Source organism: Shewanella sp. 2_MG-2023, from assembly GCF_030548905.1.
Classification (GTDB): domain Bacteria; phylum Pseudomonadota; class Gammaproteobacteria; order Enterobacterales; family Shewanellaceae; genus Shewanella; species Shewanella electrodiphila.
Map to the genome: position 1 here is coordinate 61349 of NZ_JAUOSO010000005.1, position 22457 is coordinate 83805.

Sequence of the window (22457 nt, forward strand, 5' to 3'; positions counted from 1 at the left end):
AAAGATTAATTTTTATTTATTATCTTTAGCTTGTTTAAAGCTGACTAAGTTGGATGATTTCTGCTTTATATTGTCGTACAAATATTCAGAGTAAGTACTTCTAAAGACTGAATAAGCTCTAAGTTATTCAGTTAAAACAAGTTTACTTAGTTTGCCATGGTAAGAGTCAAAATATGTACAATCGAGTAAACTCAGTAACGATATGATAGTTATAAAAAAGATAAATATTTTGTCTTTTCTTTAGATTGTTTTTCACATGTTAAATTGTCATATGGGTTTGAAGACCGAATGAACTTGATTTTATTTGTATGATTTATCAAAGGTAGGCAGCATGAAACTTGTTGAAAATCAGTGTTAAAGTACAGTTTTCAAGCATTCTCGTCTCATATTTATCATGTTATATTGGCGCAATTATCCCAATAACAGCGTTGTATAAGCAAATGGCGAATAGCTTCAATTCAATTTCAGGGGCTAAACGTAGTTTACATTTACACGTTGCCCGCGAAATCGCTCGTGCGATCCTTTCAGGTGAACTTGCTCAAGGCAGTATCATTCCAAGTGAAATGGTATTGTGCGAACAATTTGGTATTAGTCGAACAGCGTTAAGAGAAGCAGTGAAATTACTGACTTCAAAAGGCTTGCTACAGTCACGTCCCAAAATCGGTACACGAGTGGTTGAGAAGATTAATTGGAACTTTTTAGATCCACAATTAATTGAGTGGATGGAAGGGCTGACTGACATTAATGACTTCTGTAACCAATTTTTAGGCTTTCGCCGTGCAATTGAACCAGAAGCTTGTGCATTAGCGGCGCAAAATGCCACTGTCGAGCAGCGTAAAGAGTTGTCTTCAGTGTTTCAGAAAATGAGTGAGTTGAATTCAGCACCTGAGTTAGACATCGAAGCATGGATTGACATTGATATTCAATTCCATCGGATTATTTTCTTCTCTACTGGTAATGACTTTTACCTGCCTTTTGGCAATATTCTCACCACCATGTTTGAGCACTTTATTGCTTATTCATCTGAAGAAGGTGGCACCTGTTTTAATGAGCATAGGTTGATTTATGAAGCCATTATGATTGGTGATTCAACCAAAGCTCGCGAAACATCTCGAGAGCATTTACAGTCAATCAATCACCGAATTAAAGAGTAAGTTAGCTCGTTAATCGGACATAAAAAAACGCAGACCTAGGTCTGCGTTTTTTGTTGGGTTAGACAACAGGTTATTAGTCTATTGTCTTAATGCCATTATTGGTTTTACTTAGCTTCTGCTTCTTCCGCAGCCGCCGCATCTTCAATGCTGCTATCAACGGCATTAACTAGCAGTAAACCAACCGAGAGGACAATCACACCACATAATACAAATATCATGCGAGACCAGAAAGGATTCGGTAGAAGGAACATTGCCATGACAAAGATACCTGCTACAGCGATTAATGTACCTAACATGCGACGTTGCTTGTTATCCAGTTGCTTTTGAGCGTTGCCTTCAGAAACCAGTGGTGTAGCAAGGTTTTCAAAGAACTTATCAACATTCTTTTGACGTTCTTCTGTCAAAGGTTTGTAGAATAAAGTTGAAGCGACAAAGAAACCAGCGGTGAAGACTACGTGTGCCATCAGACCAATCGCAACCGTAATTTCAGACCATTCACGTCCAGTTAACGCTTGTTCTAGACCTAAAGCGTTCTCAACCATTTCAGCAGTAATCACAAAGCCAACAATATAAGAAACAAAGCCACCGACCACTAAGGTTCCCCATGCTGCCCAGTCAGGCGTCTTCTTAATGAAGAATCCACAGAATGCTGGAATAGTCATTGGGAAGCCAATTAAGGCACCAACGTACATCATGGTATCGAATAAGCTTAACCCTTTAAGTGAGTTAATAAATAACGATACTAAGATAATGGCAATACCGAAGAAAGTTGAAGTCAGTTTAGACACTAACATCAATTCTTTTTCGCTAGCATGTGGACGAACGACTGGCTCGTAGAAGTTCTTAACGAAAATACCTGAGTTACGGTTCAGACCTGAATCCATAGAAGACATGGTTGCGGCAAACATTGCGGCAATCAATAGTCCAACCATGCCCACAGGCATATATTCTTGTACGAAGTATAGGTATGCAAAGTCAGCCGCTTTACTACCCGCCTCAGGGTAAATCGCTGCTAAATCAACACCAGAACCCGCTAAGTACCAGCTAGGTAGGAACCAAATAACAGGGCCAATACTCATTAATACACAGGCCAGTAATGCGGCTTTACGTGCATTCTTTGAATCTTTAGCTGCTAAGTAACGGTAAGAGTTCAACATGTTGTTGGTAATACTGAACTGCTTTAAGAAAATGAATACTGCCCATACTGCGAAGATACTTAAGTAGTTAAGATCGCCACCAGCAATAAATGAATCCGTTGGGAAGTTTTCAATAATGTTAGTGATACCACCGCCGTGAACGTAAGCCATTACCGCACAGGTAATCGTTACAGCCATGATAATAACCATTTGCATAAAGTCAGATGCAATAACCGCCCATGAACCACCAGTAACTGACATAACCAATACAACAAGGCCAGTCAAAATAATGGTTGTGGTCATGTCAAAACCGAAGATACCTGATGCAATAATGGCGAGACCATTTAACCAGATACCCGCAGTGATTACGCTGTTTGGCATACCAGTCCAGGTAAATACTTGCTCATTGGCGTTACCAAAGCGCATACGGATTGCTTCAATTACCGTGACAACACGTAGTTGACGGAATTTAGGCGCGAAGTAGACGTAATTCATTAAATAACCAAAGGCGTTGGCTAAGAAAAGAATGGCGACACTAAAGCCGTCTGTGTATGCCTTACCAGCTGCGCCAGTAAAGGTCCATGCGCTGAATTGGGTCATAAAGGCAGTCGCCCCAACCATCCACCACAACATACTTCCGCCCCCACGGAAATAGTCACTTGTATTACTTGTAAATGTTCGGAACATCCAGCCTATTGCAATTAAGAATAGAAAATAGATGCCTACAATGAGTGTATTTAGCTCCATTTTTATAACCTTTTCTAAGAGTAAATCTATGGGAACCAACATCAGCAATAATGCTGAAAAAAAGCCTTAATTACTCAGTAATCAGACTGACCTTATTAAAAGTGCAAACTTTAAAACTTCAAACATTCTTATTTCATCAACGATTTAGCATCCTGAGTAGTGGATGCATTTGCTAAAGCACATATCATAGCTGCAATAACCTAAAATCTATTTGTCACACTGACTTATTAAATTGGGTCGCTAACCTCGTTGTTACCTTGACCGCAGTTATTCTTCTTAGGGTGGTAACTTCATTGCGGGTCGAAGACTGCACGCCCCAAATATTCTTAGGTGCTGGCTTTTCGAGCTCGCTGTATGAAAACGATAAATGGGAGTGTATTAACCAAGTTCTCTTAGACAAAGTCGATACAGTGAAACCATTTCCCAATAAATCAATAAAATGATACTAACATAATACAATATCAATTGTGAGACGCACATCAAATTTCGTTATAGAAATTATTGCCAATAATTAATTGTATTTTTAAGTTGTTGTTTTTGCTGTGGTATATTTATTTGGTTACATAAAGATAGTAATTTTACATGACCTGTATCACTGAATAATTTTTGTCTTATGCTATATTTGTATTACTTAATAGCTGGAGGAAGTAAATGAAAGTCCCAAAATCTTTGTGCGCAGCCGCTTTAATGAGTGTATTTGTAACGAGTCCTGTATTGGCGGCAAATTTTGTTTTTTTAGATGAAGCCACATTGGCAGCTAATCGTGCTTTGTTACATTCAGAAAATGCACCTAAATCAATGCAGCGCAGTTACCAGCAACTACTTGAAGAAGCAGATATCGGCAAAAAGGCAGGTATTTTCAGTGTAGCCCATAAAGGCTTCACACCTCCTAGTGGCGATAAAAATGATTATATGAGCATTAGTCCTTATTGGTGGCCAGATGAATCTAAAGCTGACGGCCTACCTTGGATACGCTTTGATGGGAAAACTAATCCAGCGTCTAAATCTGATGAAACGGACTCAGTAAGAATTGGCACTTTTACTCGTACAGTGCGGGCATTAGCATTAGGTTATTACTTTAGTGAAGATGAAGCCTACGCCAATAAAGCGATTGAATTAGTTCGTGCTTGGTATATAGATGAAGACACACGCATGAATCCCAATGTGAATTTTGGTCAAGGTGTACCAGGTGTGGCAGACGGACGTCGCAGTGGTTTGATCGATACTCGTACCTTGGTTGAACGTAATTTAGATGCGATAGCTATTTTATCTCAGTCACCCTCGTGGACAGATAAAGACGAGCAGGGGATAGAGCAATGGTACAGCGATTACCTTGATTGGTTAATAGAAGACGATTTAAGTGGTGGCCCTAAAGGCGAGGCTTATGCACCTAATAACCACGGCACTTGGTATGATTATCAAATGGCAGGCATTGCATACTTCTTAGGTAATACACATTTAACTAAGCAAATGGTTCAAAAAGGTAAAGTTCGTGTTGATACTCAGTTTGCTGAAGATGGCTCGCAGCCACATGAAGCGCAAAGAACTCGTTCTTATCATTACCATTACTTCAGCTTAGATCCGTTAGTAGGCATTGCTCAACTTGGTGATAAGGTTGATGTTGACTTGTGGCACTATGAAAATGATCAAGGCGTGTCTTTATCAAAAGGCATCGAGTTTATGGTGAATTACAATGATCCTAAAGCCAGTTGGCCTTTTCCTGAAAAAGACAGCCGCAGAATTGCCCGTATGTCACCGATTTACCTAAAAGCAGGTCAAGCGTTGAATAACGAGCAATGGATTAACTTGGCGAAAGACACTGACTTTACAGATTACTCAGTGAGTAAAAACTTAGCTGAGGTATGGGCACAGCGTGAGATTGAACTGCTGTATCGTTCAAACTAACTGATTCTGACTGCTTAAAATGAAAAGCGAATACTGATATAGGTATTCGCTTTTTAGTTTCAGGGATTTTTTATTACAAGAATTGATCACAAAGAATTGTTCACCCAGTAATGAATTGTTGTGGGTTCATATTAACGTGTGATAAATCACAATAAAGTCTGATCATTTTTAATATAGATTTATATTTGTGGCATTTTTGCAGGCAGAACCTGGGGAGGAGTAATACATTTCTGCCCTAAGATTTGTTAGCAGCTTTCGTTAGCTAATGATTTATTTATTTGGATAAAAATCTAAATCAAAGTCGTGGCGCTTCGCCCACACCAGACTAAAAGGGAGTGAACTGCGACTCCCTCTTAGAACACCCCGCAGCTCCGGCGAAATTTAAACAGCAAAATTTCCAACGGAGAATCACCCAGCTTTAAACTTCATTTTGAGTCCGCTTCGGCAAGCTACAAAAATCACTAACGCTTACGATGGGGCGTCCCTTCCCCTCGAAAGCTAGCCAGACATCCATGTCTGGACTCACGTAATTTTCTTGCTTACCTCATTTCAAATTGAACATTCAAAGAAGATCAAAAGCACCCACGCAACTTGAGTAATTTAGCTTTTTAAATTGTCACAAATATAGTCAAATCGAAGAGATAATAATCCCAGTGTAGATGCAGCAGCGAGCTTCCAAAACATGGATGTTTTGGCAGAGCTTACATGGACGTACTTGTAGCGTCTCGCAGCTGTATCTGCACATAAGCCTGCGGCAGGCAATGGATTAGATAGAAGTAATGGTCTGCTGTAACTGAGCCAATATAAATGAAATATAGAATTGGTGACCTTAAACGTTTTTGTCCCGTTGAGAGTTACAGCCGATAAGCAGTACAGATAAATAACAAGCCCATTGACCTACTTTTGTTAATCGATAAGTGACTGCTGCTGATTACTTCAGATAAGGCATCAATTTCAATGCTCACTTTGCAAATATTTGTGCTCGTTTATCCAATACCACTCTGGTAGAGTGCTTATAAATCAATCGCTTTACTTTAGTAAGGCTTAAATAATAGGTTTATTAAATGTGCATGCGCGTTTGCCAAATAAACGCGCATGCGCACTATACAAATGTTATGTTTTTCTAGAGAGATCGAGCTATGAACATTAGAGAAGCGACTAAAGCAGATTGGGAAAGTATCTGGCCAATTTTCAGTGAAATAGTGTCTGCTGGAGAAACGTATGCCTATGACCCAGAAACTATCAAGGAACAGGCAGAGAGAATTTGGATGGAAACCCCAAGAAAGGTTTTTGTCTTCGAAGAAGAAGGCATAACGCTTGGCACTTATTATCTAAAGACAAATCAGGCAGGGCCTGGAAATCACGTTTGCAACTGTGGTTATATGGTTTCCACTGCAGCCAGAGGCAGAGGGCTAGCTACCACAATGTGTGAGCATTCCCAGAGAATAGCTACAGATCTAGGGTACAAAGCCATGCAATTTAACTTTGTCGCTTCAAGCAATGAAGGTGCAATTCGTTTATGGAATAAGCTCGGGTTTGAGACTGTTGGGCAGTTACCAAAGGCTTTTAATCATCCGTCATTAGGCTATGTAAACGCGTTAGTCATGTACAAATGGCTAGTCAAAACATAACAAGGCGCTGCAACCGACCTCCGGCAACTGTCACCTTTTGTGCGGATCACAAAAAGCGCCAGTTACCTCCGGCGGCTGAGCGCGGCGTTACCACATATCAGGTCGCCATACTTTCCCTAATGGAAGTTGTTGCTTTCAGAGTTTCAGCTTTAAATTATTTCTGTCCAAAAATATGTTTGAAAATGATCAAACTTTAATATGGTCGTTCACTTCTCTGGTGTATTTTTAGCTATTTCTTCTGACTTAATCGATAGAGTCGGGCAAAGCTGTCACGACTGCCTCGAGATAACCTTTTTTGTTGCGCCAACAATAATTCTGCCGCCCCGAGCGCATCGACTAATGCGTTATGACTATTATATTCAGGCAAGCCATAACGTTTGCGGGTGCCCGCTAAGGTGAGATCGACATCAGAGTAATGATCTATAGCGGTAGCAAAATGCTTCTCTAAGCATAAAGTATCGAGCCAAAGTAAAGGCAGCGTAGGCAGTTGCCAATACTTTTTGGCGTAGTAGTTTATAAACCCCGATTCAATCACTGAACCGTGGGCCACTAATACCCTGTCGCCCAATTGAGTGAAAAAATAGTTCATTGCCTCATGCAGTGAAATGCCGTTATCTAACATTTGTGGAGTGATGTGATTGATGACTGCGGATTCAGGTTTTACTTTGTCACAGTTCTTAATATAAAGGTGTTGGCAATTGGCTAAGTCAATTTGTTGGTTGTTAATCACTACCCAACCCATACTGAGAATGTCATCATCAACAGGATCGAAGCCAGTGGTTTCGATGTCGAGTACCACGTAGGTTAAGTCTTTGCATAATGCCTTAAGTTCTGGCAGCTCTGCTTTGGTCGGCTTAAGAAGATTTTGCATTGAGCTGTCTTTAATAAGAAAGCTTTCACGTTGCCTTTTTAAAACCGACAGAGGATGGAAATAGTCTAAAAGAGCCATTAGATATTTCCAAAGCGCAGTTTAGCGGCATCTTGTTGATCGGCAATGATCCGAAAGGCGTCTTTTAAATGTTTACGCTCGAAGCTACCAAAAGTATCTGGATTAATATGGTTATTAGGAACTTTGCCTTCCTTTAATGCCGTTAGTTGATGACTGTATCTGAACGACAAAATAAAGCGGTATGCGCCCATAATATTTTTAAAGGCATCATCACTTAATACTCCCGCATCATTAGCCGCTTGGAAACGAGCCTCTGTTTGCAGAGCATCACTGCCAACAGCTAAGGCATAAATCCTTGCTAGATCGATAATTAAGTTAATCGCATATTTTTTGATATTCAGTGTCTTATTATTTTTACCACTTTTTTCTAGCACTAATGAATTAAAGATACCGAGGGGTGGACTGGTATTTGTCGCGTCTTTGACTAAGATCCCCAAGAATTCTGCATTTGCACGTATATGGTTATGCATAGACTCATGTAATTCATGTTCAAACTGCTGATTACCAAATGCAGTTCTAATCTCTAAAAATACACTGATATTGAGTAGGCGTTCGTATTCAGGGTTAGCGACCCACTTTTTATAATATTGCTTCCACATTGATAATGGTTGGCACCACTTTTCTGTGGTTGGCATATAAAAGCCCGTGCAAAGTGGGTAATCACAACGATTAAGCCCTTGAGTGACAAATTCGGCTAAATGTTTGAAGTAAATCCGATCATTGGCAGTGGCGTTGTCGGCTAACACGATTGCACTATCTTGATCCGTTAAGCAATGTACTTCATTGCGGGCATGGGAACCTGCGACAATCCAGGCGAATTCGCAGGGCGGCTGACCCAGTTGATCAATCATGATATTGATTAATCGTCGAGTGTAAGCATCGAAAATCATCGCCATTACTTTGCCGATGGTTTCAGGTACCACTTTGCCTTCTACTAAGGCTTCGAAAATGGCTTGGCGCTCAGGGTTTAATTCAGCAAGTTCTTTGACACTGACAGCATACTTAATTTTCTCAATTAGAAAAATGGCCTGCATACGGTGGTTTTGCACTAAGTGTGTCGTAGTTAATAACCCGACGACTTTGTTGTCTTCGACGACAGGAAGATTACGCACGTTGTATTGCATCATTAGTGAGGCAGCTTGCAGAACAAGATCATCGGGTGCGACAGTGAGCGGATTCGATGTCATCACATCTTTAATTGGGTTATCAATTGGGTAGCCTTCCACAATGACGCGTTTGGTCATATCACGGTCGGTAATCAAGCCGACAATTTTGTCATCTTCGTAAATGACAGCGCAGGATGTGCGTTTAATCATGCGCATTTCATGGGCGACAGCTTGAATGCTCATATCGGCGGTGACCACAGCAATACGACCACTGGCGACATCTTTTACCTTGCGAATGAACAGGCCTTTTTCTTTATTTGACCAGACAACGTCTAATGCTGAGTTCAAACGTACTTGTGCTTGTGATGCAAAATGTTCTGCGTATTCAGGTGTTTTGGTAAACAAGCTTTGCAGTGCTGAATGAGGGATCAGGTACAGTAAGCAGGGCTCAATGGCGATAGCTTGATAACCTTGGTCGTCATCAACATCAGAATCTAAAAAGGTGAAGCCAAATAAGTCTTCTGATTCTAGACGGGCGCGTAACACACCACTTTTTTTACGTTGCTCCATTGCGCCTGAGCGCACAATATACAAATGCTTTTCTTGATTATCTGAAGATAAATCAACAACTTCACCTTGAGAAACATAAATAATTTTAACCACTTCAGCAAGGTCGCGAACTACGGCTTTAGGCAGTTTATCAAATGGATCGATTTGTCCAATAAATTGGATGACATTAGGAAGTAAAGATTCGTCCATTTTTATACCTTAAATAATGAATAACTCATGATCTTACATAGCTTAAACTCAATTTTCTCAAGCTGCATGAAAATTTATGCAGCCTGGACAGTTACGATCATGCCTAGCTATGGAGTATGAGTTACCTTAAGTTCGGTAAAGCCGACTTCAAATATTTGTCCAACATAGTTCGACGACGTCACTATTTGAGGGTATATGCCAGCTTTAAAGTAATATTCTTCATCAAGCCAAGCGGTATCTAAGGTGTATTCTTGGCCATTATTTGCGATCACAGGTTCGCCCCATTTTAACGTTTTTTGAGTTGTAGCGCCTGCAATTGTAGTTGAAAGCGTTACGCCATCAGTATCAAGATGAATCGAGTATTGCCAATCTTCGTACGCTGGGGCTGTGCCTAATTCGATACTGAAAGGCTGACAAGTATCACAAGTCTCATTATTAGGATTGAACGTGTCATTTAATATGACTCTGACAGGCTTATCCTCGCCCTCCCATAATACTTTTACCAATGCTTGCTTGATATCTTTGCCATGTACTTGGCCAACAATCACTTTTGGTGTCGTCGATGAGATTTGTGGATATTGAATGATGTTCAGCGATGCCATTAATTGATGCTCACCACTAATAGACCAATTTTGATTGCTTGTAGAGCATGCACTTTCAGTATCGTATCGATATAGCTCACGTAATTCAGAACGCACATACTGGGTATTGGGTGTCGTCGCGCCATCTATGCCTAAATCAAGGTTAAACACCATTTGCTGTGGATTGGTTTCAGTCCAGAAATAAGTGATGTCTGTGTCATTTGAGAAGGTTTGATTATTACTGCATGTCCCAGGTTTTAGTTCTGCAGCACTCGTTCCGCCTGAACCATAAAAGCTGTCTTTGCTCTCAGGAATAGTCAATTTCCACTGCTCAATTGTCCAATTGCAGGTTTCGCACGGAGGCACTTCTGGAGGCACTTCAGGAGGCGTTTCAGGTGGCGTTTCAGGTGAATCAGAAGAACCTGAACAACCTAAAAGAAGTATAAGTAATACATTAGAGATAAATATTCGCATTAACATAACGATAACCTTCCTTATTTGTAAGACAATATATCTTACTTTTTCAAACGAATTTGTGGGAGAAATTTTTAATATTCTACTCAATTAGCAATCAGCTAATGAGACCATTGTTAATTTTTGTGATTAAAGTTTACCCTGGAAGTCTCATTGTTAAACGTTTTTTTGCTTTGGTTGCAAAGAATAATCAATTATATACTCCTAATTAGTTAGTTTATGAACAATCTCACAGTTTTTCCTACCAAAAGATTAATAATACAAATAAGCTTGTGTTAAATAATACAAATAGGAAAGGGGAAAGTATGAAAAAGCGTATTATCGCTTCAGCTATTTCTTTGGTATTGCTGGCAGGTTGTGCAGCTACCGAGCCTGCGGTTGATGTTGTGGGGACAGCAACAATCACAGGACCAATGGTTGAGCAAAATAATAAAAGTGCTATTGCTGCGTCATCTTTGCAAAGTGCTGATGCTGCAGCATTAAAAGATAAATTACTCACACTCCAAGATGGTGAAACGCTCGTTATCGATGCTGGAAAATATGCCAACCTTGGCAAATTTGATATCAAAGCAAATAACGTCACGATTAAAGCTGCGAACCCTGGGGAAGTTTGGTTTACCGGTTTAGTACAGTTTAATCTTCGTGGTGACAATATTACCTTAGACGGTGTGGTATTTACCGATGGAGGCCCAGCAGAAAGAATGGGCGGTGTGGTCTTCCGTGGTGATAATAATACGCTAACTAATTCTACTTTCTACTTCTTCAATGATGACTACCTTTATCAGCCAGACGACAAACGCGCTGAATATCCAAAGTACTTATGGATCTCTTTATATGGAAAGCATAACAGCTTAATCAATAATACTTTTGAAGGGAAACATAAACGTGGCACCTTGATTGGCGTGCAGAAAAAGAAAGGCGATACCACGCCTGACCACCATACCATCAAAGGTAACCTTTTTTATAATCAGCAACATAACCAGTTTAATGAGTTCGATAACCCTGATGCGGTTCGTTATAACTCAAATAGCTGGGAAGCCATTCGTTTAGGTGACTCTAAGAGCTCAATTTACGCTTCAAAAACCTTAATCGAAGGTAATTTATTTTTGAAGTGTGATGGTGAGACTGAATTAGTTTCATTGAAATCAGGCGGTAACACGCTTAGAGGCAATACTTTTGTTGATAATGCTTCGATGATTTCACTGCGTCACGGTACCGACAATGTAGTAGAAGACAATGTCATTTTAGGTAACAACAAAAAGCAATCTGGTGGTATTCGTTTCTATGATGCTGGTCATACGATTCGCAATAACTACATTGAACGAGTAATGGGCACTGGTGATGTGCGTGGCGGTATCGCTGTGAACACTGGTATCACTGATGTTGCAGCAGGTGAAACCTTAAATAATGATGTGAAAGGTAAAGAGCTCAATAAACAGGCTACACCTTATAAAGTTAAAATTGAAAACAACACCATTATCGACTCTCGCCAAAACTTCCTTTATTCCACCAAAACTCACCGCGTCAGCCTTTATGACAATGCCAAAGTGAGCACCATCTTTGCGGGCACCGATCTGAGCTTTAAGAACAACCTGTCTTATGCACAAGGTTCAAGAACTTTGGCTCTCACGGGTAATGAAAGCGTTGCACCTTTGGTGAACCCTACTTACGAAAATGATTTGTACTATGGCCCAGTGGCGGGCATCGAACTGCCATGGGACGGGGTTATTTACCGTAATCCTCAACTACAGCGCGCTGAAAATGGTTTGCTTGAAGCAACTAATTTCGATGGTGGTGCTAAAGGACTGAAAGTACTAACGACTCAAGATACGGGTGCGAGCTATCGCATCAAATAATAAAAAGATGAACGTTAAACTCATTAATGGGGCAGTAAAATGAGAATTAAAAAAATATCGGCTTTAGTGGCCATTGCTTTATCGACAAGTTTAGTAGCAGGTTGTGACTTTTATGATGAACCTCCAGGGGATGGTGGAACAGATCCAGGGCAACCACCCGTTGAAACACCTGATGTAGCCGATGTGGTTGCTTCAAGTTCAGCTGAGTTATTGTCAGCAATTGATACCGCAGAAGCGGGTACTGTTATCGGCTTGAATATCGATGGTAGCTTTGAAAATGTTGGCACTATTGTTATTAATAAAGCCATTACCCTAATTACCTCTGATGCCGATGGCGCAATTGATGATCCTGTAGAAAATGAGCAGGCGATTTTATCTGGCGCGGTTTGTATTGATATTCCTACTGAAGCTGCAGAAATTCTTCGTGGTGGTGAGCAAGCGCGTATTTCAAACTTGGCGTTTGAAAACATCGTCATGGATAGCTGTGGCTTAGGTGAAAGCACCTCTAATTCAATTATTAATATCGGTAAAGTCGGTAAAGATAAAACAGCGGTTATTTTAGATAACCTGTCTTTTGATGGCACTGGCTTCGAAGAGTCTACCAGTGATAGTGCTGCTTGGGTTTATTCTCGTGGTTTAGTGAATATTTCAGACAGTGTATTTACCAATAAATCGACAGATGCACAAAGTATGATTTACCTGAACTGTGGTAGTTCAGCATCTCGAGGCGGTAGTTACGCCAATGATCTTGGCTCTATCATGGCTGGCAATATCTTTGCACTGGCTGAAATCAATGCAAATGATGCGACTAAAGCGGCCACAATCGGTGTGCCTAGCAACTTAGGTCAAGAAAATAAGAATTGTGCTGCGACCTTTACAGGCAATACATTCGAAAAATTTGGCTTTTTAATCAGCGAGACTAGCGATCAATCAACTGCACTTTATGATGTATTTGGTGATACCACTGAATCTGACAATACCTTAACTGATGGTGATACCGACCCAGGTGTTCCACCAGAAGCGCCTGATGTGGTGACAACGGTTGCTGAGTTACATGCAGCAATTGATGCGGCAAGTTCAGGCACTGTTATTAGTTTAGATGTTGCTGGTAACTTTGCTGATGCCGGAACCTTAATTATCAATCAAGCTATTACCTTACAATCAACTGATTCAGAAGGCGTTGTGACTGAGACAGAGCAAGCTATTTTCTCTGGCGCAGTTTGTATCGATATTCCAACAGAAGCAGCTGAAATTTTACGTAACGGTAATCAAGCAAAGATTTCTAACATCGGCTTTGAAAATATCGTGATGAATGACTGTGGTTCGGGTGAAAGCACCTCAACTTCTATTATTAACATCGGTAAAGTGGGTAAAGATAAAACAGCAGTTGCGCTTGAAAACTTAACCTTTGACGGTAGCGGGTTCGAAGAATCAACGGGTGAGAGTGATGCTTGGGTTTACTCTCGTGGTTTAGTCGATATTTCTGACTCTGAATTTGTCAATAAATCAGCCGATGCGCAAAATATTGTATATCTAAACTGCGGAAGCTCTGCTTCTCGTGGTGGCTCAAACAGTGACCCACGTGGTTCAATCATTTCAGGTAGCACTTTTGGTTTGGGCGCTGATAACACTTCAGGTATGACAATCGCTGCAACCATTGGTGTGCCAAGTAACTTAGGCCAAGAAGATAAAAACTGTGGCGCTGAGTTCACTGACAATACCTTTGATAAATTCAATGCGTTAATCAGCGAAAACAACGATATTGGCACAGCACTTTACGATGTCTTTGGTGATACGACTGAAACCAATAACACGGTAACAGGTGGCGGCACAGATCCTGAGCCGACTTACCCTGAAAATGTTGATGAAGTTAATGTGGCAATTCAAGCTGCAACAGCGGGTAGCACCATTACTTTAGGCGCAAGCTTTGAATATTCAACAGGTGTGATTACCATCGATAGAGCCATCACGTTAACAGGTCAAACTGGCGCGGCTATTTCTGGTAGTGCTTGTATTGATGTGGTTGATGGTGCGGCGGGTGCACAAATCACAAACATCACGTTTAATAATGACGCCATAGCTAAATGTGGCGCGACCGATGATGCCAAAGAAGCAGTCATTAATATTCAAAAAGTCGGTGAGGATGGTATGCCAATCATCTTGGATAACCTTTCATTCGACGCTTCAAATATCACTGAACAAGATCAAATCGAAAACAAAGGCGCTTGGATCCGTTCATACGGTTTCATCAACCTAACGGGTAGTGAGTTCCTTACTCAAAGCCGTAACTTACAAAACGACATGGTGAAACTGACGTGTAGTTCTAGTAAGGGTCGCATGGGATCGCTGATTGATGGCAACACCTTCAGCATCATTGGTGATGGTAATAAAGAAACGGCCGCAGTTAAAATCGGGGATTCAAGTAGCGGTGTCATTAAAGACGCTGACAACGAAAATACTTGTGCTGTCACTGTGAGCAACAACACCTTCACTGATTACACCCTAGAAGCGGTTAATGATGTGGGCGAAGGTGTGCGTGATGCTGCTATTTTCGCTCGTTTACCAGCTGAAAGTACCAATGTATTTACTGGTAACACTCACAACTAATTACGCCTTGAATTGTAATTTATTCGATATTGATAAGGCATGTGCGATGCACATGCCGGGTATTTAACTACCTACAGGAAGATATTTTAAGATGAAAAAATCAATTTTAGCCTTGGGCTTATTAAGTATGGTGAGTGGTTCAGCACTAGCGAACAGCACCATTACAATGAAGTGGGAACATAAAGTATTAGATGGCCGTACAGATCGTCCTAAACTCGAGTTTAGCCACAGAATGGATAACGGTTTTAACTTCGGCTTTGAACAAGTATGGCAATATGACCGCAGTAAAACTGAGCTTGAAACAGGTTATGCACCTGATCAATATGAATTTACTGTTAAAACGGGTTATCGTCATCGTTGGGGCGATAAGAATGAACACGAAGTTGGTCCATTATTGGATTACCAAATCAAAGAAAACGCTAAAAAGCTTCGTCTTGGCGCTTTTTATGGCTACCGCATAACCAAAGATTTTCAAATGAAATTCCGTGCCCGCTACTCAGAGGATTTAGATCGTTTGAGCCTAAGTAGCGGTGTTTATGATGATGCTGTGGGTAAAGAAATGCGTTATGACCTGTGGTTAACGTATACGTGGAATGACTTTAGATTTGTTTATGATGCGATTTACAAAGACAAGCTGGATGACAACGTATTTGATAACAACAAAGGCACGGTATGGGAGCATGAATTTAGCGCGGAATACCGTCTGCCAAATGCTCGTGCTCATGCATTCTATGGCAAGTATAAAATTAAGTCTGAACTCCTTAAATCCAGCCATTTAGGCAGTGATTATGAGTGGTATGGTGAACGTGATAATGCCATTGAGTTTGGTTATAAGTTCCGCTTCTAGTTAATGAGAAATTAGCCGTAAATGATAAACCGGTGATGCGTTGGCATTGTCGGTTTTTTTGTTTTTAGTCGTTGTTATTGTTTTGAGGCAACTTTTTAATTTTCAGTTTTCACTTAACGCTAGCGAATATTAATTCTGCAGTGAGTAATTGGGATAAGGGCAGAGAAATTGAAGCTTTTATCTATCACAAAATAAGGAATCAGATTTCTTGGTATTAAAGGTAAAATCACCATGATTCTATAGTGATAATTTGCTATGTTTTAGAAGCTATTTATAAACTGATTAAAATGACATGTTTTCTAACGATTGATCTAGGTTATTCATGTGCTTAAGAATAGCTTCCTGATAATATGCATAAATAAACCAGAATTAAACTATGTAGCGCCTCTCCTTTTTCTTTTGAACATCGACGCTATTGAGTAAACCATAGGGATTTCAATGAAATCGACCGAGCCAGATTTACATCTAAAATCGCTTATTCAACGAAAGTACAATCGAGCTGTTTTTTATACCTATATTGGCGTTATTGTTATGGCGCTATTATCGGCTTGGATGCTATTTGAACGTCAAAAAACGCAATTAATTAAAGAGCGTGAAGAGCAAGTCTTACGTCATGTACTGCAAATTGATTTACTGCTTGAGTCCAGTATTCGCGCGGTTAAAAGTTTACGTAATGTGGCGGTTGATAACTTACGCCTGGGCGAATTAGTGCGTAAAGATCGTTTGCCTCAGTATGAAAAATTCAATGAAGATGGCCAGTTCTTTACCTTAGAACCTAGCTACGCCATTAGCGGTGAACCTTTTACCAATATGGGGCGGATCACTGGTATGGGCTCGTTAGATGGCCGCAGTGATACCTTCTATCAAGAATTAGAAATGCTGTTTGAACTGTCATTGTCTTTCCCTGTTGCTAAAGAAGCAGCGCCAAAAGCATCATCAATTTACTACATCTCTAAACAACGGATAATGTCTTCATTTCCGTGGTCGACCAATGAGACCCGATTTAGAGAAGAACTGTTAAACAAGAAACAATTCCAACTTGCAACGCCCGCAATGAACCCACAGCGCAGCGTATTCTGGCGCGAAGCGTATGTTGATTTAGCCGATCAAGGACTGTTAACTACATTAGGGTTACCGGTTTATCTTGAAGATGATTTTATCGGTTCAATCAACCTAGATATGACACTGGCATCGCTTGCTAAGCAAATGCGCATGTATTTTAAAATGCCGGGCACGGTGATATTGCTGGATCAATACAACAATATCCTTTCTCACAGTGACTTCGACGCCAATGATATGAACCGTGTTTATCACATTAGTCAGCGGATCCCGTCAGAGTTACACTCGCTACCTGAGTCTGAGCTATTCGATGCCCACGATGGCATATTACGTAATGGTTATTACATCCATTCAGTTGCATTGCAAAATCCACCTTGGCGTTTATTGTATTTACAAGATGAAGATGTGTTATTCCAAGATGCGTGGGATAAGTTAAAGCTGACGTTTTTATTAGTTGTTTTAGCGTTATCAGTATTGGTGACGATAGTGCATTGGCAGACTCGTCGCTCATTCGTTAATCCAGCATCTCGCCTGCTGACCCATTTAGAAGAGTGTTCCCGTGAGCCGATTGCTGCGCCAAAGAAAATTACCGAAGGTTGGGAGCCGTGGTTTTTACTGGTCAGCCGCATTTTTGAAGAAAACAAACAATATACCCGCCACTTAGCTGAGCAGAATAAGCGCCTTGATAATCTCGTTGCGCGGCGTACTCAACGACTGCGTGATACCACAGAGCGTCGAGAACGTGAATTTGCATTACTGCGTTCTTTGATTGACTCAATTCCCGAGGCGATTGTTTATAAAGATAAAGAGGGTAAGTATTTAGGCTGTAATAAGTCAGCTGAATACATGCTTGGCTGTAAAGAAAATGAACTAGTAGGCCAACTATCACTTGATGCAACTCATGATCAAGGCGCACGTATTCGTGAAGAAGATCAGAAAGTCTTAAGTGATCGCTCGTTGCTGCGTTATCAAGAAAAAGTCGATATCGGCGGCAAGACAGTATTACTCGATACCTTAAAGTTACCTTTCTACAATCGTCGTGGCGAGCTATTAGGGCTTATTTCGGTTTGGCGTGATGTGACCCGTGAGTATGAGTCCGCTGAGCAGTTACGCTTATCTGAAGAGCGTTATCATCTTGCGATGGATGCGGTAGAAGATGGCTTATGGGATTGGTATTTAGATTCAGAGCAGCTGATTTGTAACCCTGCTTTCTATTCAATGCTGGGTTATAAGCCAAATGAATTCCCTGCGCTTATTTCATCAACGGATGCGTTAATTCATCCAGATGATCGCATGCGTGTTGAAGAATACCGCAGTGGCTATGCCAAAAAACCTGAAGGCACCTACGAGATTGAGTATCGGATGCGAGCGAAATCCGGTGAGTACCATTGGGTATTATCACGTGGTCGTGCGGTAGAGTTTGCCGATGACGGTCAATCGAAACGTATGTTGGGTACCCACAAAGATATTACTCGTCAAAAAAGTAATGAGGTGGCCTTGCTTGAAGCGAAGCAAGACGCTGAACTTGCCAATATGTATAAGAGTGAATTCCTGGCTAATATGAGTCATGAAATCCGCACCCCAATGAACGCGATTATCGGTATGTTGCAGCTAGCGCAGCGTACTCAGCTAACACCGCAGCAGCAAGATTACCTTAACAAGGCAGGTTTCTCGGCTCAGTCTTTACTGCGGATCATCAATGACATTTTGGATTTCTCCAAGATTGAAGCGGGTAAACTAGAGTTAGAGCGAGTGTCATTCCCGCTTGATAAGGTGCTTGATCACGTCATTGATATGAACGCGCAAAAAGCACAAGAGAAAGGGGTAGAGTTATTACTGTATGCCCCAGTGACCGCAGGCTTAATTCTTAGTGGCGATCCGCTGCGTTTAGGCCAAGTATTGGTTAACTTATTATCTAACGCAGTCAAGTTTACCCAAAATGGCGAAATTGAACTGGGCTGTGAAGATGTCGGTGAGCGCGATCACCGTATCAACCTTAAATTCTGGGTACGTGATACCGGGATTGGTATTAGCAAAGAGCAACAAGCTAAGTTGTTTGATGCCTTCTCACAAGCCGACGGCTCTACAACTCGTAAATACGGTGGTACAGGCTTAGGCTTATCGATCAGTAAGCACTTAGTGTCGCTGATGGGCGGTACGATGGAAGTGTCATCAGAGCCAAATCAAGGCAGTACCTTTAGTTTCAATATTAGCTTTGAAATTGCCGAAGAGAATGTTGTTGCGCCGTTAGTGGTGCCTGAGCAGTTGAATAACTTAACCACCTTAGTAGTTGATGATAACCCAAGTGCATTGCAAATATACTCAACCGTTATGGATGACTTTAGCTTTGATGTTAAAACAGCGCAAAGCGGCGCTGAAGCCATTGATGTGCTAACCCATAGCTCAGTGGATTTGCTGCTGCTAGATTGGATGATGCCTGAAATGGGCGGCGCTGATGTTATCGATATTATCGATGAGATGGTGGCAGATGGTCGTCTTAAAAAACGTCCAGTCATCATCTTAATGACGGCTTATTCAGCCGAGCCATTAGAAGCTGAATTTGATGAAAGCCGTGTGTTTGCCGTGTTACAAAAGCCATTTAAAGCCTCGGCATTATTTGACGAAATCATCGGTGCATTTGCCGCTGAACCTAAACTCAATGTGGCGCCAGTAGTCGAGGAAGATCCTGAGCAAACTAAAGAAGCTGGTTTAGTACTATTGGTTGAAGATAACTTTATTAATCAGCAAGTCGCTACAGAGTTATTGAAAAGTGCTGGCTATGAAGTAGTGGTGGCCGATAATGGTCAAATCGCGCTAGATATAATTGATAGTAAGCCATTTGATGCGGTATTGATGGATATTCAAATGCCAGTGATGGATGGTCTCACAGCCGCTCAGGAACTGCGTAAACGTTATTCCAGTGAACAAATGCCCATTATTGCCATGACTGCTCATGCAATGTCAGGCGATAGAGAAAAGAGCTTAAAAGCGGGTATGAATGCCCATATTACCAAACCTATCGTCTTGAATGAGTTATTTGATTCGCTTGAGCATTGGATAGATTATAAGAATAGCCATAAGTGATAAGTGCTAAGCCAGATTTAAATCTGGCTTAGCACAGTTGTTTGTATTAACTTGCTTAAAGTTTGAGTTGTTTATTTGTTTGTAGACCCTGTTTATTCGATTTGGAGATAGTTTAATGATCCGCCACAGCATCGCACTTTCATTGGCATTAACCGCCATTCCCATCATGACGTATGCGGCGACACCTGCGCAAACCGTGATTAAGCAAAGTGAGAAAGCTTCTGGGTTTATTAATTTCTATTACCAAAACAAATCAGGAGAGCTATTTTTAGAGGCCCAAAAGTTAAATCAACCTTTTTTGATGATAACTAGCTTGCCCCACGGCGTTGGCTCTAATGATATCGGGCTAGATCGTGGCCAATTAGGTGAAACCAGAATGGTGCAGTTTGAGCGCCAAGGTCCTTTCATATTATTAAAGCAATTAAACACTTTTTATCGTGCCAGCAGTGACAATCCTGCGGAGCAATTAGCGGTTAAAGAAGCTTTTGCTGAATCAGTGTTATGGCGCGGCAAAGTCTTAGATGGCAAAACGCCATTAGTGTCGGTGAATGATTTAGTCCTTAATGATCTTCACGGCGTCGGGCAGCGTTTTGCTGATACTAAGCAAGGTCATTACAGTTTAGATACCTCGCGTTCGGTCATTATGGAAGAGGGGATAAAGTCCTTTGAAAAGAATGCCGATGTGGACGTTTTATTAACCTTCACTAGCAACAAAGAAGGCGAGCAAGTCAGGCAAGTAACCCCTGATGGCAAGTTTGTTTCGGTAAGAATGCGCTATTCATTTGTGGCGCTACCAGAGGAAGGTTATCAACCTCGCGAATATCAACCTATGAGTGGGTATTTGTCAGGTGAATATTATGATTACTCTGCTGCAATAGATTCTCCGCTCAGTAAGCGTTATTTACTCAGACATCGTTTAGAAAAAGTCACTCCAGGTATAGCGCCCAGTGAAGTCATCAAGCCTATTACCTATTATCTCGACCCTGGTGTGCCAGAGCCTATTCGCACTGCACTGTTAGATGGTGCTCGCTGGTGGGAAGAAGCCTTTACTGAAGCAGGTTTTATTGATGGCTTTAAAGTCGAAATGTTGCCTGAAGATGCTGACCCACAAGATATTCGCTATAACATGATCCAGTGGGTACATAGAGCGACGCGCGGTTGGTCATATGGCGCATCAATCAAAGATCCTCGCACCGGTGAAATCATTAAAGGCCATGTGACTCTAGGCAGTTTGCGGGTTAAACAAGATCACTTAATTGCGCGTGGTTTAACAGCTGGCTGGGAAGACAGAGAAGCGGCAAGTGATGCATCTATGGCATTAGCACTAGCCCGTATTCGTCAGCTGTCGGCCCATGAAATTGGCCACACAATTGGCCTTGACCATAACTTTGCTGCATCGACCAATGACAATGCATCTGTGATGGATTATCCACACCCTAATGCCACACTTAACGGTGATAAAATTGATATCTCAGCGCCATATGCTGAGGGTATAGGCGCATGGGATAAGTTCACTATTGCCTATGGTTACGGCAATGAAGCGAACATGGAAGAGTTGGTCAGACAAGCGAGAACTCAAGGCCTACGCTATATTGGCGAAGCTGATTCTCGTTCACCTTCAGCCAGTCACGCTTATGCAAGTTTATGGGACACTGGAGCTTCGGCTGCGGCTGAGTTAACCCGATTAGAGCAAGTTCGTCGCACCGCCATTGAGCAATTTAATGCTCAAGCTTTACTGCAAGAACAGCCATTAGGTGAGCTGAGTGATGCATTTGTGCCCATCTATCTACTGACGCGTTACCAGATAGATGCCGCGGCTAAATGGATTGGTGGTAGTGATTACAGTTACCAGCAGCAAGGTTCAGCTGAACGCTGGCATTACCTTTCACCAAAGTTGCAGCATGCCGCTTTATCTTCACTGTTAGAGGTGATTTCGGCGCAGAGTTTATCAGTTCCACAAGAAGTGACAGAAATGCTAGTGCCGAAAGCGGGTAACTATCGAAAAACGCGAGAAAGCTTTGATTCTGGTATTGGTGTATTAACAGATCCTATAGGCATGGCAGAAGTACTGAGCCGCCAAATTGCTAATAGGTTACTAGCACCTGAACGACTAAATAGAGTAAATCAAGGCTATATGGATGATTCAGAGCAGTTATCTGTAGTGAGTTTAGTGGATAAACTATTGGCGAAAACGGTTTATCAAGATCTGCAGCGCGGTCAGTTATTGGCGGTGCAAATGCGAGTCAATACAGTGGTTATGGATGAATTGTTAGCCAGTTATCATAATGAGAAAACCTCGCCGGAAGTAAAAGCTCAATTACTTGCAAGGCTGCATTATGTTGAGAAACAGCTCAAACGCCGCAGTAACCGTGCGAGCAACTATCAAGCTGCGCATTTTGATTGGCTGTTACAAGGCTTGGCTCAAGGGATAGAGTCGAAAGAATATCGCTTTATTACTAAGCCACTAAAAATGCCGCCTGGTTCACCTATTTAAAGGGTTTCACTGATGCGATAGTAAAAAGCCTCATTACGAAATGAGGCTTTTTTGTGTGAGGCGCTGTT

General features: G+C 41.4%; 12 protein-coding genes. 8 read left to right on the plus strand and 4 right to left on the minus strand.

The features are described 5' to 3' along the window. The first annotated feature begins 338 nt into the window (after positions 1 to 338). Complete coding sequence (locus tag Q4600_RS06880; RefSeq protein ID WP_229368476.1) at positions 339 to 1154, plus strand: FadR/GntR family transcriptional regulator; 816 nt, start codon at positions 339 to 341, stop codon at positions 1152 to 1154. A gap of 104 nt (positions 1155 to 1258) precedes the next feature. Here Q4600_RS06880 and Q4600_RS06885 read toward each other — a convergent pair whose 3' ends face one another. Beyond that, positions 1259 to 3037 carry a transporter gene (locus tag Q4600_RS06885; protein WP_102526619.1) on the minus strand — a complete coding sequence of 593 codons (1779 nt, stop codon included), beginning with the start codon at positions 3035 to 3037 and terminating at the stop codon, positions 1259 to 1261. Between the two features lie 651 nt (positions 3038 to 3688). Here Q4600_RS06885 and Q4600_RS06890 point away from each other — a divergent pair. Together Q4600_RS06890 and Q4600_RS06895 are read left to right on the plus strand one after the other, a co-directional pair. Beyond that, positions 3689 to 4942: an alginate lyase family protein gene (locus Q4600_RS06890; protein ID WP_303514779.1), complete on the plus strand. Its 1254-nt coding sequence runs from the start codon at positions 3689 to 3691 to the stop codon at positions 4940 to 4942. A 1139-nt stretch (positions 4943 to 6081) separates the two neighbouring features. Continuing rightward, positions 6082 to 6573 (plus strand): GNAT family N-acetyltransferase, encoded by a 492-nt coding sequence (locus Q4600_RS06895; protein WP_102359995.1) that lies wholly within the window; start codon positions 6082 to 6084, stop codon positions 6571 to 6573. 229 nt (positions 6574 to 6802) lie between these two features. Here Q4600_RS06895 and Q4600_RS06900 read toward each other — a convergent pair whose 3' ends face one another. The 3 genes from Q4600_RS06900 to Q4600_RS06910 form a co-directional block, all read right to left on the minus strand. Further along, a complete protein-coding gene (locus Q4600_RS06900) occupies positions 6803 to 7522 on the minus strand; it encodes a 3'-5' exonuclease (RefSeq protein WP_102526614.1) in 720 nt (239 codons plus the stop codon). After that, positions 7522 to 9387 carry a putative nucleotidyltransferase substrate binding domain-containing protein gene (locus tag Q4600_RS06905; protein ID WP_303514771.1) on the minus strand — a complete coding sequence of 622 codons (1866 nt, stop codon included), beginning with the start codon at positions 9385 to 9387 and terminating at the stop codon, positions 7522 to 7524. Before Q4600_RS06905 ends, Q4600_RS06900 begins: the two co-directional genes overlap by 1 nt. 107 nt (positions 9388 to 9494) lie before the next feature. Continuing rightward, positions 9495 to 10448 (minus strand): polysaccharide lyase family 7 protein, encoded by a 954-nt coding sequence (locus tag Q4600_RS06910; protein WP_303514768.1) that lies wholly within the window; start codon positions 10446 to 10448, stop codon positions 9495 to 9497. 299 nt (positions 10449 to 10747) lie between these two features. Between Q4600_RS06910 and Q4600_RS06915 the strand changes: the two genes are divergently transcribed. From Q4600_RS06915 to Q4600_RS06935, 5 genes are all read left to right on the plus strand, one after another. Further along, a complete protein-coding gene (locus Q4600_RS06915; protein WP_303514765.1) occupies positions 10748 to 12298 on the plus strand; it encodes a polysaccharide lyase 6 family protein in 1551 nt (516 codons plus the stop codon). 39 nt (positions 12299 to 12337) lie between these two features. Then, complete coding sequence (locus Q4600_RS06920) at positions 12338 to 14905, plus strand: hypothetical protein (protein ID WP_303514762.1); 2568 nt, start codon at positions 12338 to 12340, stop codon at positions 14903 to 14905. A 91-nt stretch (positions 14906 to 14996) separates the two neighbouring features. Then, positions 14997 to 15752, plus strand: a complete 756-nt coding sequence (locus tag Q4600_RS06925) for an oligogalacturonate-specific porin KdgM family protein (protein ID WP_229368485.1) — start codon at positions 14997 to 14999, stop codon at positions 15750 to 15752. A gap of 438 nt (positions 15753 to 16190) precedes the next feature. Beyond that, a complete protein-coding gene (locus Q4600_RS06930) occupies positions 16191 to 19895 on the plus strand; it encodes a response regulator (protein ID WP_303514755.1) in 3705 nt (1234 codons plus the stop codon). A gap of 115 nt (positions 19896 to 20010) precedes the next feature. Beyond that, positions 20011 to 22389, plus strand: coding sequence for a zinc-dependent metalloprotease (locus Q4600_RS06935; protein WP_303514752.1), 2379 nt, complete (start codon positions 20011 to 20013; stop codon positions 22387 to 22389). Positions 22390 to 22457 lie beyond the last annotated feature (68 nt).